This is a genomic window from Prauserella flavalba, assembly GCF_003202235.1.
Lineage (GTDB): Bacteria > Actinomycetota > Actinomycetes > Mycobacteriales > Pseudonocardiaceae > Prauserella_A > Prauserella_A flavalba.
Genome location: NZ_MASU01000005.1, coordinates 1334398 through 1352624 on the forward strand (window position 1 = coordinate 1334398; position 18227 = coordinate 1352624).

An 18227-nucleotide genomic window follows, 5' to 3' on the forward strand; every position below is an offset into this window, starting at 1 on the left:
CTCCCCCGACCGTATCTTGCGGCCCCGGTCACGCACGTCATGTGATGGATCACGCTCGGCCCGGTCACGCTCCGGCGATCGTGACACCGAAGACCTCCAGCACCGTGTACACGGCGAGCAGGAAGATGCCGATGCTGCTGACGACGAACGCCGCGGTGAGCCACCGGTTGCGCCGGAAGCGAGGGTCGACCTCGAGGGTGCGCAGCCGCCACACGGCGACGAGCACCGCGAGCAGGAAGATGCCGGTCGCGATCGCGCCGATCTGCATCATCACCAGCGGCGACTGGACGAACAGGAACATGAGCAGCCAGAGCACCGGAAGGCAGACGGTGAGGATCCGCAGGATCCGCGCCCGGACCTTGACGTCGTGCCAGTCGATCACTCCCAGCAGGCCGAGGGTGTTGGTCCACAGCCGTGGAACCGCGGCCGCGGAGGCGATGTTGGTGGAGAACAGCACCACGATCGCCCCGAACAGGAACAGGGTCTCCGCCCACGGGCCCAGTGTGTCGGTGTAGATCCGGGACACCGTGGTGATCACGGCGTTACCCTCGGGCACGAGGTTCTGCGGATGCAGCACGCTGGCGCCGACCACGTAGAACGACAGGGTGGTGACCGTGCAGATGAGCCAGGACACGAACACGTCCAGCTGCATCACCTTGATCCAGCCCTCGGCGCGCCGGGCCCGCTCCTCGCTGCCGTCGTCGGGGCCGGTCCAGCGCGCGTAGCCCTTCTCGAGGCACCAGTACGTGTAGTTGGTCATGTCGTCGGCGCCGACCCCCGTCGAGCCGAACATCGCGACCGCGAGCCCGACGGTGCCCGCCGGGATCGCGAAGCTCAGCCCGTCGGCGAAGTCCCCGGGGCTGTAGGCGAACGGCGTGAACGGCAGCACCAGCACGATCGCCACGGTGCTGAGCGTGAAGATCGCGACCGACCACGTGGTGAGCGCCTCGACCACGCTGTAGCGGTTGCTGCGCAACAGCCCGATCGTCAGCGCCGTGATGACGACCGCCCACGTGGCGAGCGAGCCGCTGCTCAGCGGCTCTCCCACGATCGGCCACAGGATCGAGCACGCGGCGGCGGTGCCGCCGATGACGCCGCCGCGCTGGAAGTTCTTGGCGAGGTCGAGCCCGATCCACAGCCAGTTGATCCAGCCCATGCGGCCGATCCTCGGCGGGACGGTGCTGTAGCCGGCGAGCGCGGTCTTGCCGTTGAGGATGGCCCAGCGGGCGAGCTCCATCTGCACCCACACCTTGACGGTGGCGCCGACGATCACCATCCACAGCAGGACGAATCCCGCGCGGGCCCCGAGCGAGGTCGTGACGATCAGCTCGCCCGAGCCCACCACGGACGCGGTGAGGATGATGCCCGGCCCCAGGTAACGCAGCCTGCCGCGCAGCGTCGTCGGCGCCTCCTTGACGTCCTCGGCTCGCAGCCGGTAGGCGTCCTCGAGCTCCGCGCTGGGCACCTCTTGGGTTGACATGGGAAGTCTTCCTTTCGACTCGGCGTCGTTGCCGGTGTCCGCCGCCGTCAGCGGGTGGCGGCGAGGAGGCGGCGGGCCTCGGCCCTGAGCGCGTCCTGGTCGGCCGGATCGCCGAGCAGCTGAACGCCGACCCCGACGCCCGCGCACCCCTCGGCCAGGCACTCGCGCGCGAGGTCGGCCCCGACCCCGCCGGTGGCCAGCAGCGGCACCTCGGGCAGCGGGCCCTTGAGCTGCCGGATGTAGCCGGCCCCCACCGGGCCGATCGGGAAGACCTTCACCAGGTCGGCGCCGAGGCGCGTGGCGTGGACGATCTCCGTGGGCGTGAACGCGCCCGGCACCACGCCGAGGCCGAGCGCCTTGGCCCGTGCGATCACGGCCTCGTCCACGTGCGGGCAGACGATGAACGTCGCGCCCGCGTCGGCGGCCCGCGAGACGTCGTCGGCGGTCATCACGGTCCCCGCGCCGATGGGGGCCTCGTGGCCGTACTTCTCGGCCAGCGCCGTGATGGCGGCGAACGGCTCCCCACCGTTGAGGGTCACCTCGAACAGCCGGATGCCCTCCTCGCGGAGCAGTTCGGTCAGCTCGAGGCACTGCCCCGCGGACTGCCCCCGGTAGATCACCATCGCGCGGTGCTCCAGCACCCGGCTCAGCAGGTCGTTGGTCATGGTCGGTCCTCTCTCGAGAGTCAGAGGTGCCTGCGGGGCACGGCGTGTCCCCGCCTGCCCACCAGGAAGTCGAAGTCGGCGCCCGTGTCGGCCTGGCGGACGTGCTCGCGGTACAGCCACGCGTAGCCGGAACCGGTGTTCTCCGCCTGCGTCAGTTCGGCCGCGCGGCGGCGCAGCTCGTCCTCGGGCACGTCCATGTCGATGCGGCGGGCGGGGACGTCGAGCGTCACCCGGTCGCCGGTGCGCAGCAGCGCCAGCGGGCCGCCCGCGGCGGCCTCCGGCGCCACGTGCAGCACCACCGTCCCGTACGAGGTGCCGCTCATCCGGCCGTCCGTGATCCGGACCATGTCGCGGACACCGGCGTCGAGCAGCTTCTTCGGGATGGCCAGGTTGCCGATCTCGGGCATGCCGGGATATCCGGACGGGCCCGCGTTGCGCACCACGAGCACGGTCGAGGCGTCCACCGGCAGGTCGGGCGAGTCGGCCTGCGCGTGGTATTCCTCGATCGTGTCGAACACGAGCGCCGTCCCGGTGTGCCGCACCAGTTCCCCGGACGCCGCGGACACCTTGATCACCGCACCGTCGGGAGCGAGGTTGCCCCGCAGCACCGCGGTGTGGTTCCCGGCCTCGCGCAGCGGCTCCGCGCGGGTGTGGATCACGCCGGTGTTCCAGTTCTCGGCGTCGGCGCAGTTCTCGCCGATGCTGCGGCCCGTGACGGTGGCCGCGTCGGTGTGCAGCAGCTCGCCCAGCTCCTTGATCACGGCGGGCAGGCCGCCCGCGTAGGCGAAGTCCTCCATCAGGAACCGGCCGGACGGGAGCAGGTCCACCAGCAGCGGGACCGTCGCGGCGAGGGTGTCGAAGTCGTCGAGGGAGAGCTCCACCTCGGCGCGGCCCGCGATCGCGAGCAGGTGCACCACGGCGTTGGTGGAACCGCCGATGGCCGCGTTGACCCGGATGGCGTTCTCGAACGAACGGCGGTCCAGAATGGACGACGGCGTGAGCCCTTCCTCCACCATCGCCACGATCCGGCTGCCCGCCTCCTCGGCGATGCGGTGCCTGCGGGCGTCGACGGCGGGGATCGCGGCGCTCCCGGGCAGCGAGAGGCCGAGCGCCTCGGCGAGGCACGCCATCGTCGACGCGGTGCCCATCGTGGTGCAGTGCCCCGCGCTGCGGGAGAGACACGCCTCGGCCGTGGTGAAGTCGGCCTGGCTCATCCGGCCCGCGCGTACCTCTTCGCTGAACTGCCACACGTGGGTGCCCGAACCGGCGTCGCAGCCGCGGAACTTGCCGTTGAGCATCGGGCCGCCGGTCACCATCACCGCGGGCAGGTCGGCGCTCAGTGCACCCATCAGCTGTGCGGGCACGGTCTTGTCGCAGCCGCCGAGCAGCACGACCCCGTCGAGCGGGTTGGCGCGCAGGGTTTCCTCGACGTCCATCGCCATGAGGTTGCGGAACAGCATCGCCGAGGGCCGCATGAGCGTCTCGCCGAGCGAGATCGTCGGGAACTCCAGCGGGGTCCCGCCCGCCATCAGCACGCCGCGCTTGACCGCCTCGGCCACCTGGCGCAGATGCGCGTTGCAGGGCGCCAGGTCCGACCAGCTGTTGCAGATGCCGATCACCGGCCTGCCGTCGAACATCGACCCCGAGTAGCCCTGGTTGTACATCTTCGAGCGGTGGACGAAGCCGAGCTTGCCGTCGAGGCCGAACCACGCGGCGCTGCGCCGGGGAGAAACGTCGTTGTCTGGATGCATCATCGCTCCACAGTAAGGGCACATCTGCATGCAAAGCAGATCTGCAGCATAGATATTCTCGAAGTTACATGCAATGTGCGAGCAGAAGGAGCCCGCGGGGGAACCACCGCCGGTCAGGTGTGCGAGGGCGCGGCCACCTCGGTCTCGGTCACCGCGGCGACCGCCTGCTCGTCCAACCGCACGCCGAGGCCCGGCAGCCCGGGCAGGTCGAGCATGCCCCGCTCGGGCACGGGAGGACCGGCGAGCAGCGGGTCGCGCAGCGGGTTGTCCCTGACGTCGTATTCGATGCCGGCCACCGCCTCCGCCATCGCGGCGAGCTGCAGCGTCGCGGCGAAGGCCACCGCGCCGCCGTACAGGTGCGGCAGCACGGACTTGCCGTGTGCCTCGGCGAGCGCGCAGACCGCGAGCGCCTCGGTGAGCCCGCCGGTCTTGGCGAGATCCGGTTGCAGCACCGCGATCGCTGGCGACGCCGCGAAGTCGCGGAACTCCCCGGCGCCGTAGAGGTTCTCCCCCGTCGCGATGGGCAGGCCGGTGCGCCGGTGCAGCTCTTCGAGCCCGGCGAGCGGGTTGCCGCGCACGGGCTCCTCGATCCACTCCACGCCCGCGTCCCGCAGCAGCGGTGCCATCGCGACGGCCTCGGCCACGTCCCACGCCTGGTTGGCGTCGGCGTAGAGGGTCACGCCGGGCCCGACCGCCTCGCGCGCCTGCGCCAGGTTCCGCTCGTCCTTGGCCCTGCCGAAGCCGAGCTTGACCTTCACGGCCGTGTGCCCGGCCTCGACGCACTCGTGCGCCTTCTCGCCGACGTCCTCGGGTCCGAGGCTGCTGGCGTAGACGGGGATCCGGTCGCGGACGCGGCCGCCTGCGAGGGTGCTCACCGCGGCCCCGGCCCGCAGGCCCGCGAGGTCCCACAGCGCGAGGTCCGCGCCGCTGATCGCCTGCCGGATCGGCCCCGGGGCTCCCCACTGCCTGCCGAGCGGGTCCAGCCGCGCGCACAGCCGCCGGTGCAGCGCCGAGATCCTGGTGGCGTCCTCGCCGAGCAGCAGCGGGAACACGCCGTCGCGCAAGGTCGCGACGCGCTCCTCCGCGGCCCACGGCGGATAGTTGATCCAGCTCTCGCCCCGGCCGGTGAGACCGTCCTCCGTGGACACCTCCACCAGCACGATCGACCGGTCGCGCAGCGGCGAGAACGACATCGCGATCCCGTCGTTCACCGGTGCGCGCAGCACCCGCAGGCGGGCATCGACGATCCGCGTCACTCCCCGCCCTCCAGCTGCCGCGACAGCACGCTGCGCAGGCGGAAGATGTGCGCCCTGGCCGCCTGTTCCGCCGCGACGGCGTCGCCGGACTCGATGGCCGTGAGGATCGCGCGGTGGTCGTCGATGGCCTGCCTCGGGCCCGCCGTCACCGTGGTGGTGCGCATGGCCAGCCGGACCTGGGTCTGCACGTCGTCGAGCAGCCGGATGACCTCGGGGTTCCCGGCGGCCTCCCGGATGAGCCGGTGAAAGCGCAGGTCCGCCTCGGTACTCGCGGCGAGGTCGGCGGTGCGCATCGCGGCCTCGTGCTCGTCGAGCGCCTCCTTCAGCGCGCGCACGAGCTTGCGGCCGGCGTTCTCGACGGCCAGCCGTGCCGCGAGCCCTTCCAGCACCTCGCGGATCTCGTAGATCGAGACGAGCTCGGCGAGGCCGACGCTCGCGACCACTGCTCCCCGGCGCGGCTCCTCCCTGGCGAGCCGTTCCTGGACGAGCCGGAGCACCGCGTCCCGCACCGGGCTCCGGCTGACGTCGAGCGACTCGGCGAGCGCGGGCACACTGAGCCGCGCGCCCGGGGCCAGCTCGCCGGTGAAGATCATCTCGCGCAGGCGCTCGTAGACCGCGTCGGCGACCCTGGTCCGGGCCGCGGTCTTCTCGTTCACTCCGACCATGTCCGGCAGTTTACATGCAAACACCCACGATTACATTCCCGGTGCTACGGGCGCCGGTTCGCCGGACCAGCGGTGCACGCCGACGTCCTCGGCGGCGCAGGCCCGGTACATCCGCTCGAACGCCTCGTGGAAGACGGTGTTCTCCCGCTCCACACGGTCCTGTTCGGCCTGGATGCCGGGCAGCCGCTCCCGCAGCTCGGCCAGCAGCGCGTCCTCGTCGACGGTCGTGACCCGTCCGTCCTCCACCACGAGCTCGCCCCCGATCATGACCTGCCGCAGCGAGCTGCCGTTCTCCGAGTACACCAGCTGCAGGTCGAGCCTGTTGCGCGGCGTGAACGCGAGCGTGCTGAGGTCGTAGACGAGCAGGTCGGCCTTCTTGCCCACCTCCAGCGAGCCGACGTCGGGATGCAGCCGCGCGCTGCGGGCACCGCCGAGTGTCGCGGCGCGCAGTACCTCGTCCGCGGTCGGCCAGGTCTCGTGGCCGGGCCCGGTCACCTTGTGCAGCAACGCGGCGGCCTTGATCACCTCGGGCAGCCGAGGCGTGTCGCTGCTGGAGCAACCGTCCGAACCGAGACCGAGGGTCACCCCGGCGTCGTGGTAGCGGCGCCACGGCGCGATGCCGGAGCCCAGTTTCAGGTTGGACACCGGGTTGTGCGAGACGCACACGTCGTACTCGGCGAGGGTGTCGATGTCGGCGTCGGTGGCCCAGATTCCGTGCGCGAGCGTGGTGTTCGCGGACAGCGCGCCGATCCGGCGCAGGTGCTCGACCAGCGTCGTGCCGTAGAACTCGCGACCGGTCACCGCCTGCGTCTTGGTCTCCAGCACGTGGATGTGGCATTCGGCGTCGTGCTCCAGCGCGAGCTCGGTCGCCCCGGCGAGCAGGTCGTCGGTGCAGCGCTGCGGTCCGGACGGCGCGAGCATGTACCGCAGCCTGCCCCCGGCCCTGCCCGCGTACCGGCGGAACGCCTCCGCGCTGAAGTCCAGGTACTCCCCCGCGCTCAGCAGGGGCGCCGAACGGACTCGCTCCGCCACCTCGGACGGCAGCCACTGCGCGGCATACGGCACGGTGTCGATGAACGGCCGGTTGATGACGTGGCCGGAGATGTTGGCCCGGACGCCGACCGTGTCGTAGGCGTCGAACACGGCGTCCAGCTGGGCGAAGTCCTGGCTCGGCGTCTCCAGCACGTCGTCCACGAGCGTGGTGACGCCGGAGCGCACCGACTCCACGGCGAACAGCAGACTCCGCAGGCGCACCAGGTCCGGCGGCAGCGGTGCCGCGCCGAGGATCGGGTACGAGTACAGCATCCACAGCTCGAGCGGCAGGTTGTCGTAGCGGCCCTTCGCGAGATACTCCCACGAGTGCGTGTGAGCGTTGACGAAACCCGGGCACACCAGCCGATCGCGTCCATTGAGGACGGTGTCGGTGTCGCGGAGGGTCACGCTCGCGCCGATCTCGGCGATCAGCCCGTCCTCGATCCGGATGCTGCGCGTGACGGGCGTGCTTCCCGTCGCCGCGTCCATCGTGATGACCTCCGCGTCGCGGATGACGATGGCCATGACCGTCTCCTACCTGCCTTCCCGCGTGGGGCGCCCGGCCAGCCCCCGCAGAGCCGGGGCCAGCAGCATGGCGACGACGATTCCCTGTACGGCAGGGATTCCGGCGTCGAAGGTGGCACCCGCGATGGCGACCGCGGTGCCGCCGAGGTAGGCCAGCAGACCCGGCCAGCACACCAGCGGGACGGAGGCGAGGTCCGTGCCCGGGTCGCGCCGCCTCCACACGAACACGAACGTGCCGATGATGGCTCCGCCCAGCGGCGGGATGAGCACGCCGAGCACGGTGAGGAACGCCGTCAGCGCGTCGGCGATCCCGGTGATCGCCATGGCGATGCCGATCGCGACACCGCCGATGACGAAGGGCCGCTTGTCCGGCTTGCCGGTCAGCTCCGCGCCGGCGACCCCGAACGCGTACGCCGCGTTGTCGTTGGTGGTCCACAGGTTCGCGATGATCAGGAACACGGCGACGCCCACCGAGCCCATGAGCATGAGGACGTTGGCGAAGTCGGGTTCGCCGTAGCCGATCGCGCCGACACCGCCGAAGAAGAACATGGCCGCCTGCACGAGCAGGATGGTGCACGCGGTGATGACGAACGCGGGCCTGCCTCCACTGGCGAAGCGGGTCCAGTTGCCGATCTGGGTGCCGCCGCTGATGAAGGTGCCGATCATCAGGGTCAGCGCGACCCCCACGCTCGTGTCGCCGGTGCCGGCGTGGTCGAACAGCCCATCCCAGCCGCCCGCCTCACCGACGGCCGATACGGAGATCCACACGCACAGCGCCGTCATCAGCGGCACGGAGATCCAGGAGAGGAACTCGATACCCCGGAAGCCCTTGTAGGCGGTGACGGCCATCGCGACACCGCCCACCACGGCGATCGGCCAGGTGGTCTGCCAGCCGAACGCGCCGCCGAGGAGGGTCGCGAGCACGCCGATGGTGATGCCGTACCAACCGACCTGGGTGCCGCCCAGCAGGACCGACGCCCATTTGCCGCCCAGCTTGCCGAGCACGAGCCGCGAGAGCAGGACCGTGGTCAGCCCGGTGCGGGCGCTCGCGACGCCCATGGTCGCGATGTAGCAGGCCAGCACGAGCGCCGCGGCCACGGCGAGGCCGAGGAACTGGGCGAAGGCGAAGTCCACGGCGACCTGGCCGCCGGTGACCATCGTGGGCGTGAAGAAACCGAACCCGGCGATGACGACCGCCACGGAGGCGACGCCCTTGCGTTCGGCGATGGGGACGCGGTCGAGCGGGTAGTCCCTGTCGATGGGCGACGGCGGCGCGGACGCGGGACGGGCAGGGGGCACTGCTGTCACGGTGGTTCCTCGGCGGTGATGAGGGGGCTGGGGAGGGCCGGACCCGCGTCGGCGCGGATGGCGATCTTCGGATTAAAGGACCAGACCGGTGCCGGTGGGAAGCCCCGCGCCGGCGATGTGGCGGACCTGTACCGCCGGAAAGCCCTGCGGTGTCCGATCGCACACCACCGCGCAACATCGCCGACCACGGGCTTAACGTGCGAGTCACACGGCGCTCGTAGCCTCCCGGCGCATGACGGCGTCCCCCGACGACACCGAGGCACCGGCGATCCGGGTGCTCGACGTGCTCGGCTGGGCCGACGGGCTGCGGCTGGTCGGCAGCCCCGTGGGGCTGGAGCGCCGGGTGCGCTGGGCGCAGGCCTCCGATCTGCTCGACCCGTCGCCGTACCTGCGCGGCGGGGAGCTCGTGCTGGTCGCCGGGCTCTCCTTGCACGACGCACACGCCTGCACACAGTTCGTGACGGCACTCGCGCCGACCGGGCCCGCCGCGATCGGCTACGCCGTGCACGTTGTGCACGACGCCGCGCCCCCGGCACTGGTGTCGGAGGCCAACCGGCTCGGCATCCCGGTGTTCGAGATCCCGCCCACGGTGCCGTTCATCCTCTTCACCGAGCGGCTCGCCCGTGAACGGCTGCGCTACCGCGGGCGGCGGGAGAACGGGTACCTGGTGGACCTGGTCCGCACGGGCAGGGCACGGCCCGACGCGCTGTTCGCGCGCGCACCGTTCCTGGACGGCCCCGGCATCCAGGTGGCGGGCTTCCAGGCCGGTGATCTGGCCGGTGTGGACCTTCCCGAACGGACACTGGTCGCCGATCTCGGGGACCGGGCGCTCGTCCTGCACCGGGAGACGCTGCGCTACCCGGAGGGGCTGGTCTTCGCCGTGAGCGGGCGGGGCGGACCGCAGGAGGTGCCCGTACTGATCCAGCAGGCGCTCGACGCGCTGGAGCTGGCGCGCCGCAGGCGGCTCCCCGCGACCGCGGCGGACCTCGCGTCGCTCGACTCGCTGGGCGAGTGCCTGCCCGCGAGCTACCTGCGGCCGTTTCGCGAGTTCCTCTACGAGCCGCTGGCGCGCTACGACCGGCTGCACGAGGCGGATCTGGTGCCCACGCTGCAGGAACTGATCGGCTGCGGCGGCTCGGTCACCGCCTGCGCCAGGCGGATGTTCCTGCACGCCAACACCGTCCGGAAGCGCCTGCGCAGAATCCACTCCCTGACCGGCAAGAACCCGGCCGTCCCCCTCGAACTGGCCGCGCTGGCACTGGCGCTGAGCCGTACCCGCCCGGCAGCGGACCGGCCGCCACGGCACAGTCCATAGTGGCCGGTCAACGGCCTCGCCGGAACTTGCGATGACCTGGCTGACGAGTCAGTAGCCCTTGCGCAAATCGCAAGATGACACTACGGTCGTCCCACATGGCCGGGACCGAGGACTTGCGAACGCGGGTCCGGAGTCTCATTCCGGCGAAGCCCGGCGCCCAGCGCGAGTTCGCCAGAGCCATCGGGATCGACGAGACCAAACTGTCGAAGTCGCTCAAGGGCACGCGGCGGTTCTCGCCGCACGAACTCGTGCGGATCGCCGAGTACGCCGGCGTGACGGTGAACTGGCTGCTCAACGGCAGTGACGACGCCGCGACCGTCACCGCGGTCCCAGCACCGGCCGCCCGTTCGGCGAGCGCGCCCGACGGGGAGTCCCAGCCGGGGCGACGGCGGCACATCCTCGAGACCGCGTGGAAGCTGATCGCCACCCACGGCTACCACCACGTGCGCATCGCCGACATCGCCAAGGCCTGCGGCACCAGCACGGCCGCCATCCACTACTACTTCCCCACCAGGGAAGAAGTACTCAACGAAGCGTTGCGCCGCAACGTGAAGCTCGCGTTCGACCGGCAGGTCGCCGAGCTGCACGCGATCGACAACGCCCACGAGCGGCTGGTGCGGCTCGTGGAACTGCAGCTGCCGACGGACGGGCTGCTCAGGGACGAGTGGTCGGTGTGGTTGCAGGTGTGGAACGAAAGCGCGCTGAACCCGGCGATGCGCTCGCTCTACTGGGACTCCTACAACCGCTGGTTCGACACGATCGCCATGACCATCCGCATCGGACAGGAACAGGGGTTGTTCCGCGAGGGCGACGCCCGCGAGGTCGCCACACAGCTGAGCGCGCTCATCGACGGGCTCGGCATCCAGGTGCTCACCGGCAAGCCCGGCAGGACGGTGGATTCCATGCGCGAGCATCTGAGGGACTTCATCGACCGCAACATCGTCCACGGAGGACAGCAAGAACCATGAACAACGAGGTCATCATCACCTGCGCGCTCACCGGCGCCGGCGACACCGTCGGCAAGAGCGAGCACGTGCCGGTCACCCCCGAGCAGATCGCCGCCTCCGCCGTCGAGGCCGCGAACGCCGGGGCCGCCGTGGTGCACATCCACGTGCGGGACATCGAGACCGGTCAGGGCTCCCGCGACGTGGGTCTCTACCGCGAGGTGGTGCGCAGGGTCAGGGACAGCGGCGTGGACGTGGTGATCAACCTCACCGCGGGCATGGGCGGCGACCTGGTGATCGACGACGAGGACCCGCTCAAGCCCGTGGACGGCACCGACCTGGTCAACGCCCAGGACCGGCTGCCGCACGTCGAGGAACTGCTGCCCGACATCTGCACGCTCGACTGCGGCTCGCTCAACTTCGGCGAGGGCCACCAGCTCTATGTGTCCACTCCGGACATGCTGCGTGCGGGCGCGAAACGCGTCCAGGAACTCGGCGTCAAGCCGGAGCTGGAGATCTTCGACACCGGTCAGCTCTGGTTCGCCACCAAGCTGATCGAGGAGGGCCTCATCGACGCACCCCCGCTCTTCCAGCTGTGCATGGGAATCCCCTACGGCGCGCCCGCGAACCCGGAGCTGCTGCAGACGATGGTACACATGCTGCCCGAGGGCGCGCAGTGGGCCTCGTTCGCGATCGGCCGCAACCAGCTGCCGTGGGTCGCGCACTCGGCGCTGCTGGGCGGGCACGTCCGCGTAGGGCTGGAGGACAACCTCTACCTCAGCAAGGGCGTCAAGGCCACCAACGGTCAGCTCGTCGAGCGCGCCGTGAGCATCGTCGAGGACCTCGGCGCGACGGTCGCCTCCCCGGCCGACGCCCGCCGGATCCTCCAGCTCAAGGGGGCCGCCGGTGCCTGAGCCGCAGGACGTCACCACCGTCGCGTGCGTCGGCGCGGGCGTGATCGGCGGCGGCTGGGCCGCCCACTTCCTCGCCCGCGGCTACCGGGTCCGCGCCTGGGATCCCGCACCCGGCGCCGCCGAGCGCCTCGGCAGGCTCGTCGAGGCCGCGTGGCCCGCGCTCACCGAGCTCGGCCTCGCCGACGGCGCCTCGCGAGACAACCTCACCGTGCTGCCCACCCTGGCCGAGGCCGTGGAGGGAGCCGGTTTCGTGCAGGAGAGCGCGCCCGAGGACCTCGCCGTGAAGCGCTCACTGCTCGCCGGCATCGACGAGGTCACGCCCGCCGACGTCGTCATCGCGTCGTCGACGTCGGGCTACGGCATGAGCGAGATGCAGACCGAGGCCACGACCCCGGAACGGCTCGTGGTGGGCCACCCGTTCAACCCGCCGTACCTCATCCCGCTGGTCGAGGTGGCAGGCGGCACGCGCACCGAGCCGTGGGCCGTGGAGTGGGCGAGCGAGTTCTACCGCCGGGTCGGCAAGTCGGTGATCACGATGGACCACGAGCTGCCCGGGTTCATCGCCAACCGGCTGCAGGAGGCGCTGTGGCGCGAGGCGCTGCACATGGTCGCCAACGGCGAGGCCACCGTGGAGCAGATCGACACGGCGATCACCGACGGGCCCGGCCTGCGCTGGCCGGTGCACGGGCCGTGCCTGACGTTCCACCTCGCCGGCGGCGAGGGCGGGATGGCGCACATGCTGGACCACTTCGGACCGTCGCTCAGGGCGCCCTGGACGCGGCTGGACGCGCCCGAGCTCACCCAGCGGCTGCGCGACGACATGGTGGCGGGCTGCGAGAGCGAGGCCGGCGAGCGTTCCATCGCCGACCTCGTCGCCGAGCGGGACCGGGCGATCATCGCCGTGCAGCGCGCCGTCGAAGCCAGCCGAGGGAGGCGCGGTGAGTGAACCACTGGAGTACCACGACACCGTCCGCGACGAGTGGATCGACTACAACGGACACCTGAGCGAGCCGTTCTACGTGATGGTGTTCGGGTTCGCGACCACCAACCTGATGGGGCACACGGGACTCGACGAGCGCTACCGCGCCGAGACCGGCCGCTCGCTCTACACCGTCGAGGCCCACGTCCGCTACCTCCGCGAGGTCGGGCCGAAGGCCGCGTTGCACGTCACCACGTTCGTGCTGTCCGTGGGAGAGAAGAAGGTCCGGCTCTGCCACGAGTTGCGAGTGGACGGTGAGCTGGTGGCGACCGAGGAGCTGCTGGCGATCCACGTCGCGGGGGCCAGAGCGGCGCCCCTGCCCGAGGACATCGCACAGCGACTGCGAAGACACCTGCGTCCCGCCCCCGGCTACGCGGGGCGAGCCATCAGCTCCTGACCCTCAGGTCCCCTATCCGGAAGCCCGACTTCATGTCGTTTGACAAACGCATCTCCAGAAGGAATTTCCTCGTCGGCAGCGCCGTTCTCGCCGGAACGGCCCCGCTGCTGTCGGCCTGCGGCGGACGGTCCAGCGCCGTCGCCGCCCCCACCGGGGCGCCCCGCCGGGGCGGCACGCTGCGCGTCGGCGTCACCGGCGGCGGCGCGTCCGACACCCTCGACCCGCACATCCCCGCGACCAGCCCGGACATCGCCCGGGTGCGCAACCTCTACGAGCCGCTGCTCTACCGCGACCACGACTACCGGCTCGAGATGCTCGTCGCGGAGTCGCTCACGTCCTCACCCGACGCGAAGACGTGGACCGCGACCCTGCGCGAGGGCATCCGCTTCCACGACGGCAGGCCCGTGACGCCCGCCGACGTGATCGCGACGTTCCGCCGGATCATGGACCCGGACGACCCGAAGAGCGGCGCGGCGAGCCTGACGATGCTCGGCGAGGTGGTGGCCGCGGGCGAGCGGCGGGTCGAGTTCCGGCTCACCGAGCCGTCCACGGTGTTCGACGACTACCTCGCGCAGTACTCGCTGGGCATCGTGCCCGCGGACTTCTCCGTGGACCGTCCCATCGGCACCGGGCCGTTCCGCGCGAAGGACTTCACGGCCGGCCTGCAGAGCACGTTCGTGCGCAACGAGCACTACTGGCGGCCCGGCCAGCCCTATGTGGACGAACTGGTGCTGATCAACTTCGCCGAGGACGACGCCCGCATCAACGCGCTGCTGTCGTCGCAGGTGGACGTGATCGACCAGGTTCCGGTGGCGCTGGTGGAGGTACTGCGCAGCGACGAGCGGCTGCGGGTGCTGAGCTCGCAGACGGGCACGTGGCTGCCGTTCACCATGCGGGTGGACCGCCCGCCGTTCGACGACGTGCGCGTGCGGCAGGCGCTGCGGCTGGTCGTCGACCGCGAGCAGATGATCAACCAGGTGCTCAGCGGGCAGGGCCGCGTCGGCAACGACCTGTACGCGCCGTTCGACCCCGCCTACGCGAGCGAGCTCCCGCAGCGCGGGCAGAACCTCGCCGAGGCACGGCGCCTGCTCGCGGAGGCCGGGCATCCCAACCTCGACATCGAGCTGGTGACCGCGCCGATCCAGGCGGGCGCGGTCGAGGCCGCGCAGGTGTTCCAGCAGCAGGCGAAGGCCGCGGGCGTCACCGTGCGCCTGCGCAGGCTCGACACCACCACGTTCTTCGGCGAGAACTACCTGAGCTGGGACTTCGCGCAGTCGTTCTGGTACACCCGCAACTACCTGCCGCAGGTGGCGAACGGGTCGCTGCCGGACTCGCCGTACAACGAGACACACTGGAGTGACCCCGAGTTCCTCGACCTCGTGCGGCGCGCCGACCGGACGGTGGACCGCGCCGAGCGCGAGGACCTGCTCAAACGAGCGCAGCGCATCGAGTACGAGCGTGGCGGCAACATCATCTGGGGTTTCGTGAACCAGGTGGACGCCTACCAGGTGTACGTGGCGGGGCTCGTGCCCGACCGCACCGGCCTGCCCCTGTCCGGCTACTCGTTCCGCGAAGCGTGGCTCGGCTGAGGAGGTGGGTTCGTTGTCCCGTTTGATCGTCCGCAGGCTGCTCGTGAGCCTCGCGGTGCTGTGGCTGGTGACGCTGCTGGTCTTCGTCGCGACGCTCCTGCTGCCCGGCGACCCCGTTCGCGCGATCCTCGGCCAGCAGGCCACGCCTGAACGGATCGCCGCGCTGCGCGCCCAGCTCGACCTCGACGCGCCGGTGTGGGAGCGCTACCTGAACTGGCTCGGCGGCGTCGTCACCGGCGACCTCGGCACCTCGACGGCCACGCAGGGCCCGGTGAACGACCTGCTCGGCGACCGCATCGGCGCGTCGCTCGTGCTGCTCGTGGCCGCGGCGGTGCTCAGCACGCTGGTGGGTCTCGCGCTGGGCACGTGGTCGGCCCTGCGCAGGGGACGCGCGGCCGACCACACCGTGTCCGGTATCAGTCTCGTGATCGCGGCGCTGCCCGAGTTCGTGATCGGTGTCGCGCTGATCGTGCTGCTGTCCACGACGGTGTTCCCGCTGCTGCCGTCGGTGACGCTCGCGCCGCCGGGTGAGCCCGTGTGGTCGCAGCCGAGCCAGCTCGTGCTGCCGGTGCTGACGCTCGCGCTCGTCGTCACCCCCTACATCACCAGGATGATGCGGGCCACGATGAGCGAGGTGCTCGACAGCGGCTACGTCGAGATGGCACGGCTCAAGGGGATTCCGGAGAAGACGGTGCTGCTGCGGCACGCGCTGCCGCACGCGATCGGCCCGGTCGCACAGGTGATCGCGCTGCAGCTCGCGTGGCTCGCGGGCGGCGTCGTGGTGGTGGAGTTCCTGTTCCGCTACCCCGGTGTCGGCCAGGCACTGATCGACGCGGTGAACAACCGCGACGTCGAGGTGGTGCAGGCGATCACGCTGCTCATCGCCGCCGTCTACATCGTGGTGAACCTGCTCGCCGACATCGTCGGCATCCTCACCAACCCGAAGCTGCGGACCGAGGTGACGCGATGACTACCCAGTCCACTGTGTTCCGTCGCGCGCTGTCCCTGCCGCAGGCGAAGATCGGGCTCGCGCTCACCGCCGTGGTGGTGCTGCTCGCGGTGCTCGGCCCGTGGCTGGGCCCGTGGCTCACGGGCTACGACACCACCGGCTTCGCGGGCAAGCCGTTCCAGTCCGACGGCGTGGCCGGCACCGACGGGCTCGGCCGCGACGTGTTCACCCGCTTCCTCGCCGGCGGCGCGACGCTGCTGCTCTACGCCGTCCTGGCCACGGCGATCGGGGTCGTGCTGGGCACGGCGCTCGGCATGCTCGCCGGGTACACCGGAGGGCGGCTGGACAGCCTCATCATGCGCGGCAACGACGTGCTGCTGTCGTTCCCGCAGCTGGTGTTCGCCCTGCTGGCGATCGCGATGCTCGGGCCGCAGGGCTGGCTGCTGGTGCTCGTCATCGGCATCACGCACGCGCCCCGCGTGGCCCGCGTGGCGCGGCAGGCCACGGTCGCCGTGAAGGACAGCGACTACATCAAGGCCGCGCAGCTGTACGCGATGCCCAGACGGCGCATCCTGCTGCGGGAGGTGCTGCCGAACATCACGGGCCCGCTCATGGTGGAGCTGGGGCTGCGCCTGACGTACTCGATCGGCTACGTCGCCTCGCTGTCGTTCCTGGGGCTCGGCATCCAGCCGCCCTCGGCCGACTGGGGCCTGATGATCAACGAGAACCGCATCGCGCTCGTGGTGGAGCCGTGGGGCGTGCTGCTTCCGGTGCTGGCGATCGCGGTGCTGACGGTGGGCACGAACCTCATCACCGACTCGCTCGCGTCCGCGGCGGCAGGCCGTGAGAAGGAGGTCGCCGCATGACCACGCAGGTCGCCGTCACCAACGCGCTCGAGGTCAGCGAGCTGCGCGTGCACACGCTCGCCGGCTCCCCCGTGCTGAAAGGTGTCTCGTACGCGATCGCACCCGGTGAGGTGCTCGCGCTGGTCGGCGAGTCGGGCTCGGGCAAGACCACGGCGGGGCTGGCCGCGCTCGGTCACTTCCGGCGCGGGCTCGCCCCGGCGGGTGGCGCCGTCACCGCGAGCCCCCGCGACGGGGAGCCGGTGGACGTGCTGGGGCTCGGCGAGCGCGAGCGCAGGGCGCTGCGCGGCCACACGCTCGCCTACGTGCCGCAGGACCCCGCGCTCTCGCTCAACCCGGCGCTGCGCATCGGCCGCCAGATCGCCGAGGTGCTGGAGGCTCACGGCTACGGCGCGTCCGGCGAGGAGCGCGCGGCGCGCGTGGCCGAGGTGCTCGGCGAGGTGGGGCTCCCCGCCGACGAGAACTACCAGCGGCGCTACCCGCACCAGCTCTCCGGCGGCCAACAGCAGCGGGTTGGCATCGCGATGGCGTTCGCGTGCAGGCCCAGCGTGGTGGTGCTCGACGAGCCGACCACGGGGCTCGACGTGACCACGCAGACGCTCGTGCTGCGCACCGTCGCCGCGCTGACCGCCGAGCACGGTGTCGCGGCGCTCTACATCACGCACGACCTCGCGGTGGTCTCCGCGATCGCCGACCGGGTGGCCGTGATGCGCGGCGGCGAGATCGTGGAGTGCGGTGCGGCCGAGGAGGTGCTGCGCCGCCCGGCGCACGCCTACACCCGCGAGCTCGTCGACGCGGTGCCCGACCTCGACGGCGGAGGCGGCCTGCCCGAGCCCGACGGGGACACCGAAACGCTGCGGGTCACCGGGCTGTCGGTGTCCTACGGCGAGCACCGGGTGCTGCGCGACGTCTCGCTGACCGTCCACTCGGGAGAGTGCCTGCTTCTGCTCGGCGAGTCCGGCTCGGGCAAGACCACGCTCTCGCGGTGCGTGGCGGGGCTGAACGAGCACCACACCGGCACGGTGGAGCTGGCCGGAACCGCGCTGGCCCCGTCGACGCGGCGGCGCACGGCCGAGGAGTTGCGGGCCGTGCAGTACGTGTTCCAGAGCCCGTACTCGTCGCTGAACCCGCGGCGCACCATCGCGCAGTCGGTGGAGGTACCGCTGGAGATGCTCACCGAGCTGCCGAAGGCCGCGCGGCGCGAGCGCGTCGCCGAGACGCTGGACCGCGTGCGGTTGAGCCGCACGCTCGCCGGGCGGCTCCCCGACCAGCTCAGCGGCGGCGAGCGGCAGCGCGCCGCGATCGCGCGGGCGCTGGTCACCACACCGAAGGTCCTGCTGTGTGACGAGGTCACCTCCGCGCTCGACGTCTCGGTGCAGGCGACGATCATCGACCTGCTGTGCGAGCTGCGGGCCGAGCTGGGCACGGCGATGGTGTTCGTGACCCACAACATCGCGCTCGCCCGGCACGTCGCCGACCGCATCGCCGTGCTGCGGGGCGGCGAGATCGTCGAGACCGGCCCCGTCGGGGACGTGCTGAGCGCCCCCCGGCACGAGTACACGCGCGAGCTGCTGGCCAACACCCCGAGGATGTGA

16 protein-coding genes are annotated in these 18227 nt (G+C 71.3%); 9 read left to right on the forward strand and 7 right to left on the reverse strand.

The features are described 5' to 3' along the window. Nucleotides 1-64: 64 nt before the first annotated feature. From BA062_RS13855 to BA062_RS13885, 7 genes are all read right to left on the reverse strand, one after another. Nucleotides 65-1480 carry an Nramp family divalent metal transporter gene (locus BA062_RS13855; protein WP_110336451.1) on the reverse strand — a complete coding sequence of 472 codons (1416 nt, stop codon included), beginning with the start codon at nt 1478-1480 and terminating at the stop codon, nt 65-67. A 47-nt stretch (nt 1481-1527) separates the two neighbouring features. Then, nucleotides 1528-2145 (reverse strand): bifunctional 4-hydroxy-2-oxoglutarate aldolase/2-dehydro-3-deoxy-phosphogluconate aldolase, encoded by a 618-nt coding sequence (locus tag BA062_RS13860; protein ID WP_110336452.1) that lies wholly within the window; start codon nt 2143-2145, stop codon nt 1528-1530. Nucleotides 2146-2165: 20 nt separating this feature from the next. Next, nucleotides 2166-3899: an IlvD/Edd family dehydratase gene (locus BA062_RS13865; protein WP_245959813.1), complete on the reverse strand. Its 1734-nt coding sequence runs from the start codon at nt 3897-3899 to the stop codon at nt 2166-2168. 110 nt (nt 3900-4009) lie between these two features. Beyond that, the gene (locus BA062_RS13870; RefSeq protein ID WP_110336453.1) at nt 4010-5152 is read right to left on the reverse strand and encodes a mandelate racemase/muconate lactonizing enzyme family protein; all 1143 of its coding nucleotides are present in this window, start codon (nt 5150-5152) and stop codon (nt 4010-4012) included. Further along, complete coding sequence (locus tag BA062_RS13875) at nt 5149-5817, reverse strand: GntR family transcriptional regulator (protein ID WP_110336454.1); 669 nt, start codon at nt 5815-5817, stop codon at nt 5149-5151. Before BA062_RS13875 ends, BA062_RS13870 begins: the two co-directional genes overlap by 4 nt. Before the next feature lie 30 nt (nt 5818-5847). Beyond that, nucleotides 5848-7374 carry an amidohydrolase family protein gene (locus tag BA062_RS13880; protein ID WP_110336455.1) on the reverse strand — a complete coding sequence of 509 codons (1527 nt, stop codon included), beginning with the start codon at nt 7372-7374 and terminating at the stop codon, nt 5848-5850. Nucleotides 7375-7383: 9 nt separating this feature from the next. Continuing rightward, nucleotides 7384-8682: a cytosine permease gene (locus tag BA062_RS13885; RefSeq protein WP_210406837.1), complete on the reverse strand. Its 1299-nt coding sequence runs from the start codon at nt 8680-8682 to the stop codon at nt 7384-7386. A gap of 232 nt (nt 8683-8914) precedes the next feature. On the opposite strand from BA062_RS13885, the gene BA062_RS13890 reads away from it, so the two are divergent. From BA062_RS13890 to BA062_RS13930, 9 genes are all read left to right on the forward strand, one after another. Next, nucleotides 8915-9997: a PucR family transcriptional regulator gene (locus BA062_RS13890; RefSeq protein ID WP_110336457.1), complete on the forward strand. Its 1083-nt coding sequence runs from the start codon at nt 8915-8917 to the stop codon at nt 9995-9997. A gap of 95 nt (nt 9998-10092) precedes the next feature. Continuing rightward, entirely contained in the window at nt 10093-10965 is an 873-nt protein-coding gene (locus BA062_RS13895) for a TetR/AcrR family transcriptional regulator (protein ID WP_110336458.1), read from the forward strand. Further along, nucleotides 10962-11855 (forward strand): beta-keto acid cleavage family enzyme, encoded by an 894-nt coding sequence (locus tag BA062_RS13900; protein ID WP_110336459.1) that lies wholly within the window; start codon nt 10962-10964, stop codon nt 11853-11855. The genes BA062_RS13895 and BA062_RS13900 overlap by 4 nt, the downstream gene beginning before the upstream one ends. Next, nucleotides 11848-12801, forward strand: coding sequence for a 3-hydroxyacyl-CoA dehydrogenase NAD-binding domain-containing protein (locus BA062_RS13905; RefSeq protein WP_110336460.1), 954 nt, complete (start codon nt 11848-11850; stop codon nt 12799-12801). Before BA062_RS13900 ends, BA062_RS13905 begins: the two co-directional genes overlap by 8 nt. Next, nucleotides 12794-13231, forward strand: a complete 438-nt coding sequence (locus tag BA062_RS13910) for a thioesterase family protein (RefSeq protein WP_110336461.1) — start codon at nt 12794-12796, stop codon at nt 13229-13231. Before BA062_RS13905 ends, BA062_RS13910 begins: the two co-directional genes overlap by 8 nt. A gap of 32 nt (nt 13232-13263) precedes the next feature. Continuing rightward, the gene (locus tag BA062_RS13915) at nt 13264-14820 is read left to right on the forward strand and encodes an ABC transporter substrate-binding protein (protein ID WP_110336462.1); all 1557 of its coding nucleotides are present in this window, start codon (nt 13264-13266) and stop codon (nt 14818-14820) included. Between the two features lie 13 nt (nt 14821-14833). Continuing rightward, nucleotides 14834-15790, forward strand: coding sequence for an ABC transporter permease (locus BA062_RS13920; RefSeq protein ID WP_110337335.1), 957 nt, complete (start codon nt 14834-14836; stop codon nt 15788-15790). Next, a complete protein-coding gene (locus BA062_RS13925) occupies nt 15787-16635 on the forward strand; it encodes an ABC transporter permease (protein WP_110336463.1) in 849 nt (282 codons plus the stop codon). Before BA062_RS13920 ends, BA062_RS13925 begins: the two co-directional genes overlap by 4 nt. Continuing rightward, nucleotides 16632-18227, forward strand: a complete 1596-nt coding sequence (locus tag BA062_RS13930) for an ABC transporter ATP-binding protein (RefSeq protein WP_110336464.1) — start codon at nt 16632-16634, stop codon at nt 18225-18227. Before BA062_RS13925 ends, BA062_RS13930 begins: the two co-directional genes overlap by 4 nt.

Excerpts from the sequence above, each read along its gene's own strand:
- BA062_RS13890 (WP_110336457.1), top strand. The coding sequence starts at position 8,915 with ATGACGGCGTCCCCCGACGACACCGAGGCACCGGCGATCCGGGTGCTC.
- BA062_RS13925 (WP_110336463.1), top strand. The coding sequence starts at position 15,787 with ATGACTACCCAGTCCACTGTGTTCCGTCGCGCGCTGTCCCTGCCGCAG.
- BA062_RS13900 (WP_110336459.1), top strand. The coding sequence starts at position 10,962 with ATGAACAACGAGGTCATCATCACCTGCGCGCTCACCGGCGCCGGCGAC.
- BA062_RS13875 (WP_110336454.1), bottom strand. The coding sequence starts at position 5,817 with ATGGTCGGAGTGAACGAGAAGACCGCGGCCCGGACCAGGGTCGCCGAC.
- BA062_RS13855 (WP_110336451.1), bottom strand. The coding sequence starts at position 1,480 with ATGTCAACCCAAGAGGTGCCCAGCGCGGAGCTCGAGGACGCCTACCGG.
- BA062_RS13915 (WP_110336462.1), top strand. The coding sequence starts at position 13,264 with ATGTCGTTTGACAAACGCATCTCCAGAAGGAATTTCCTCGTCGGCAGC.
- BA062_RS13880 (WP_110336455.1), bottom strand. The coding sequence starts at position 7,374 with ATGGCCATCGTCATCCGCGACGCGGAGGTCATCACGATGGACGCGGCG.
- BA062_RS13860 (WP_110336452.1), bottom strand. The coding sequence starts at position 2,145 with ATGACCAACGACCTGCTGAGCCGGGTGCTGGAGCACCGCGCGATGGTG.
- BA062_RS13930 (WP_110336464.1), top strand. The coding sequence starts at position 16,632 with ATGACCACGCAGGTCGCCGTCACCAACGCGCTCGAGGTCAGCGAGCTG.
- BA062_RS13865 (WP_245959813.1), bottom strand. The coding sequence starts at position 3,899 with ATGATGCATCCAGACAACGACGTTTCTCCCCGGCGCAGCGCCGCGTGG.
- BA062_RS13895 (WP_110336458.1), top strand. The coding sequence starts at position 10,093 with ATGGCCGGGACCGAGGACTTGCGAACGCGGGTCCGGAGTCTCATTCCG.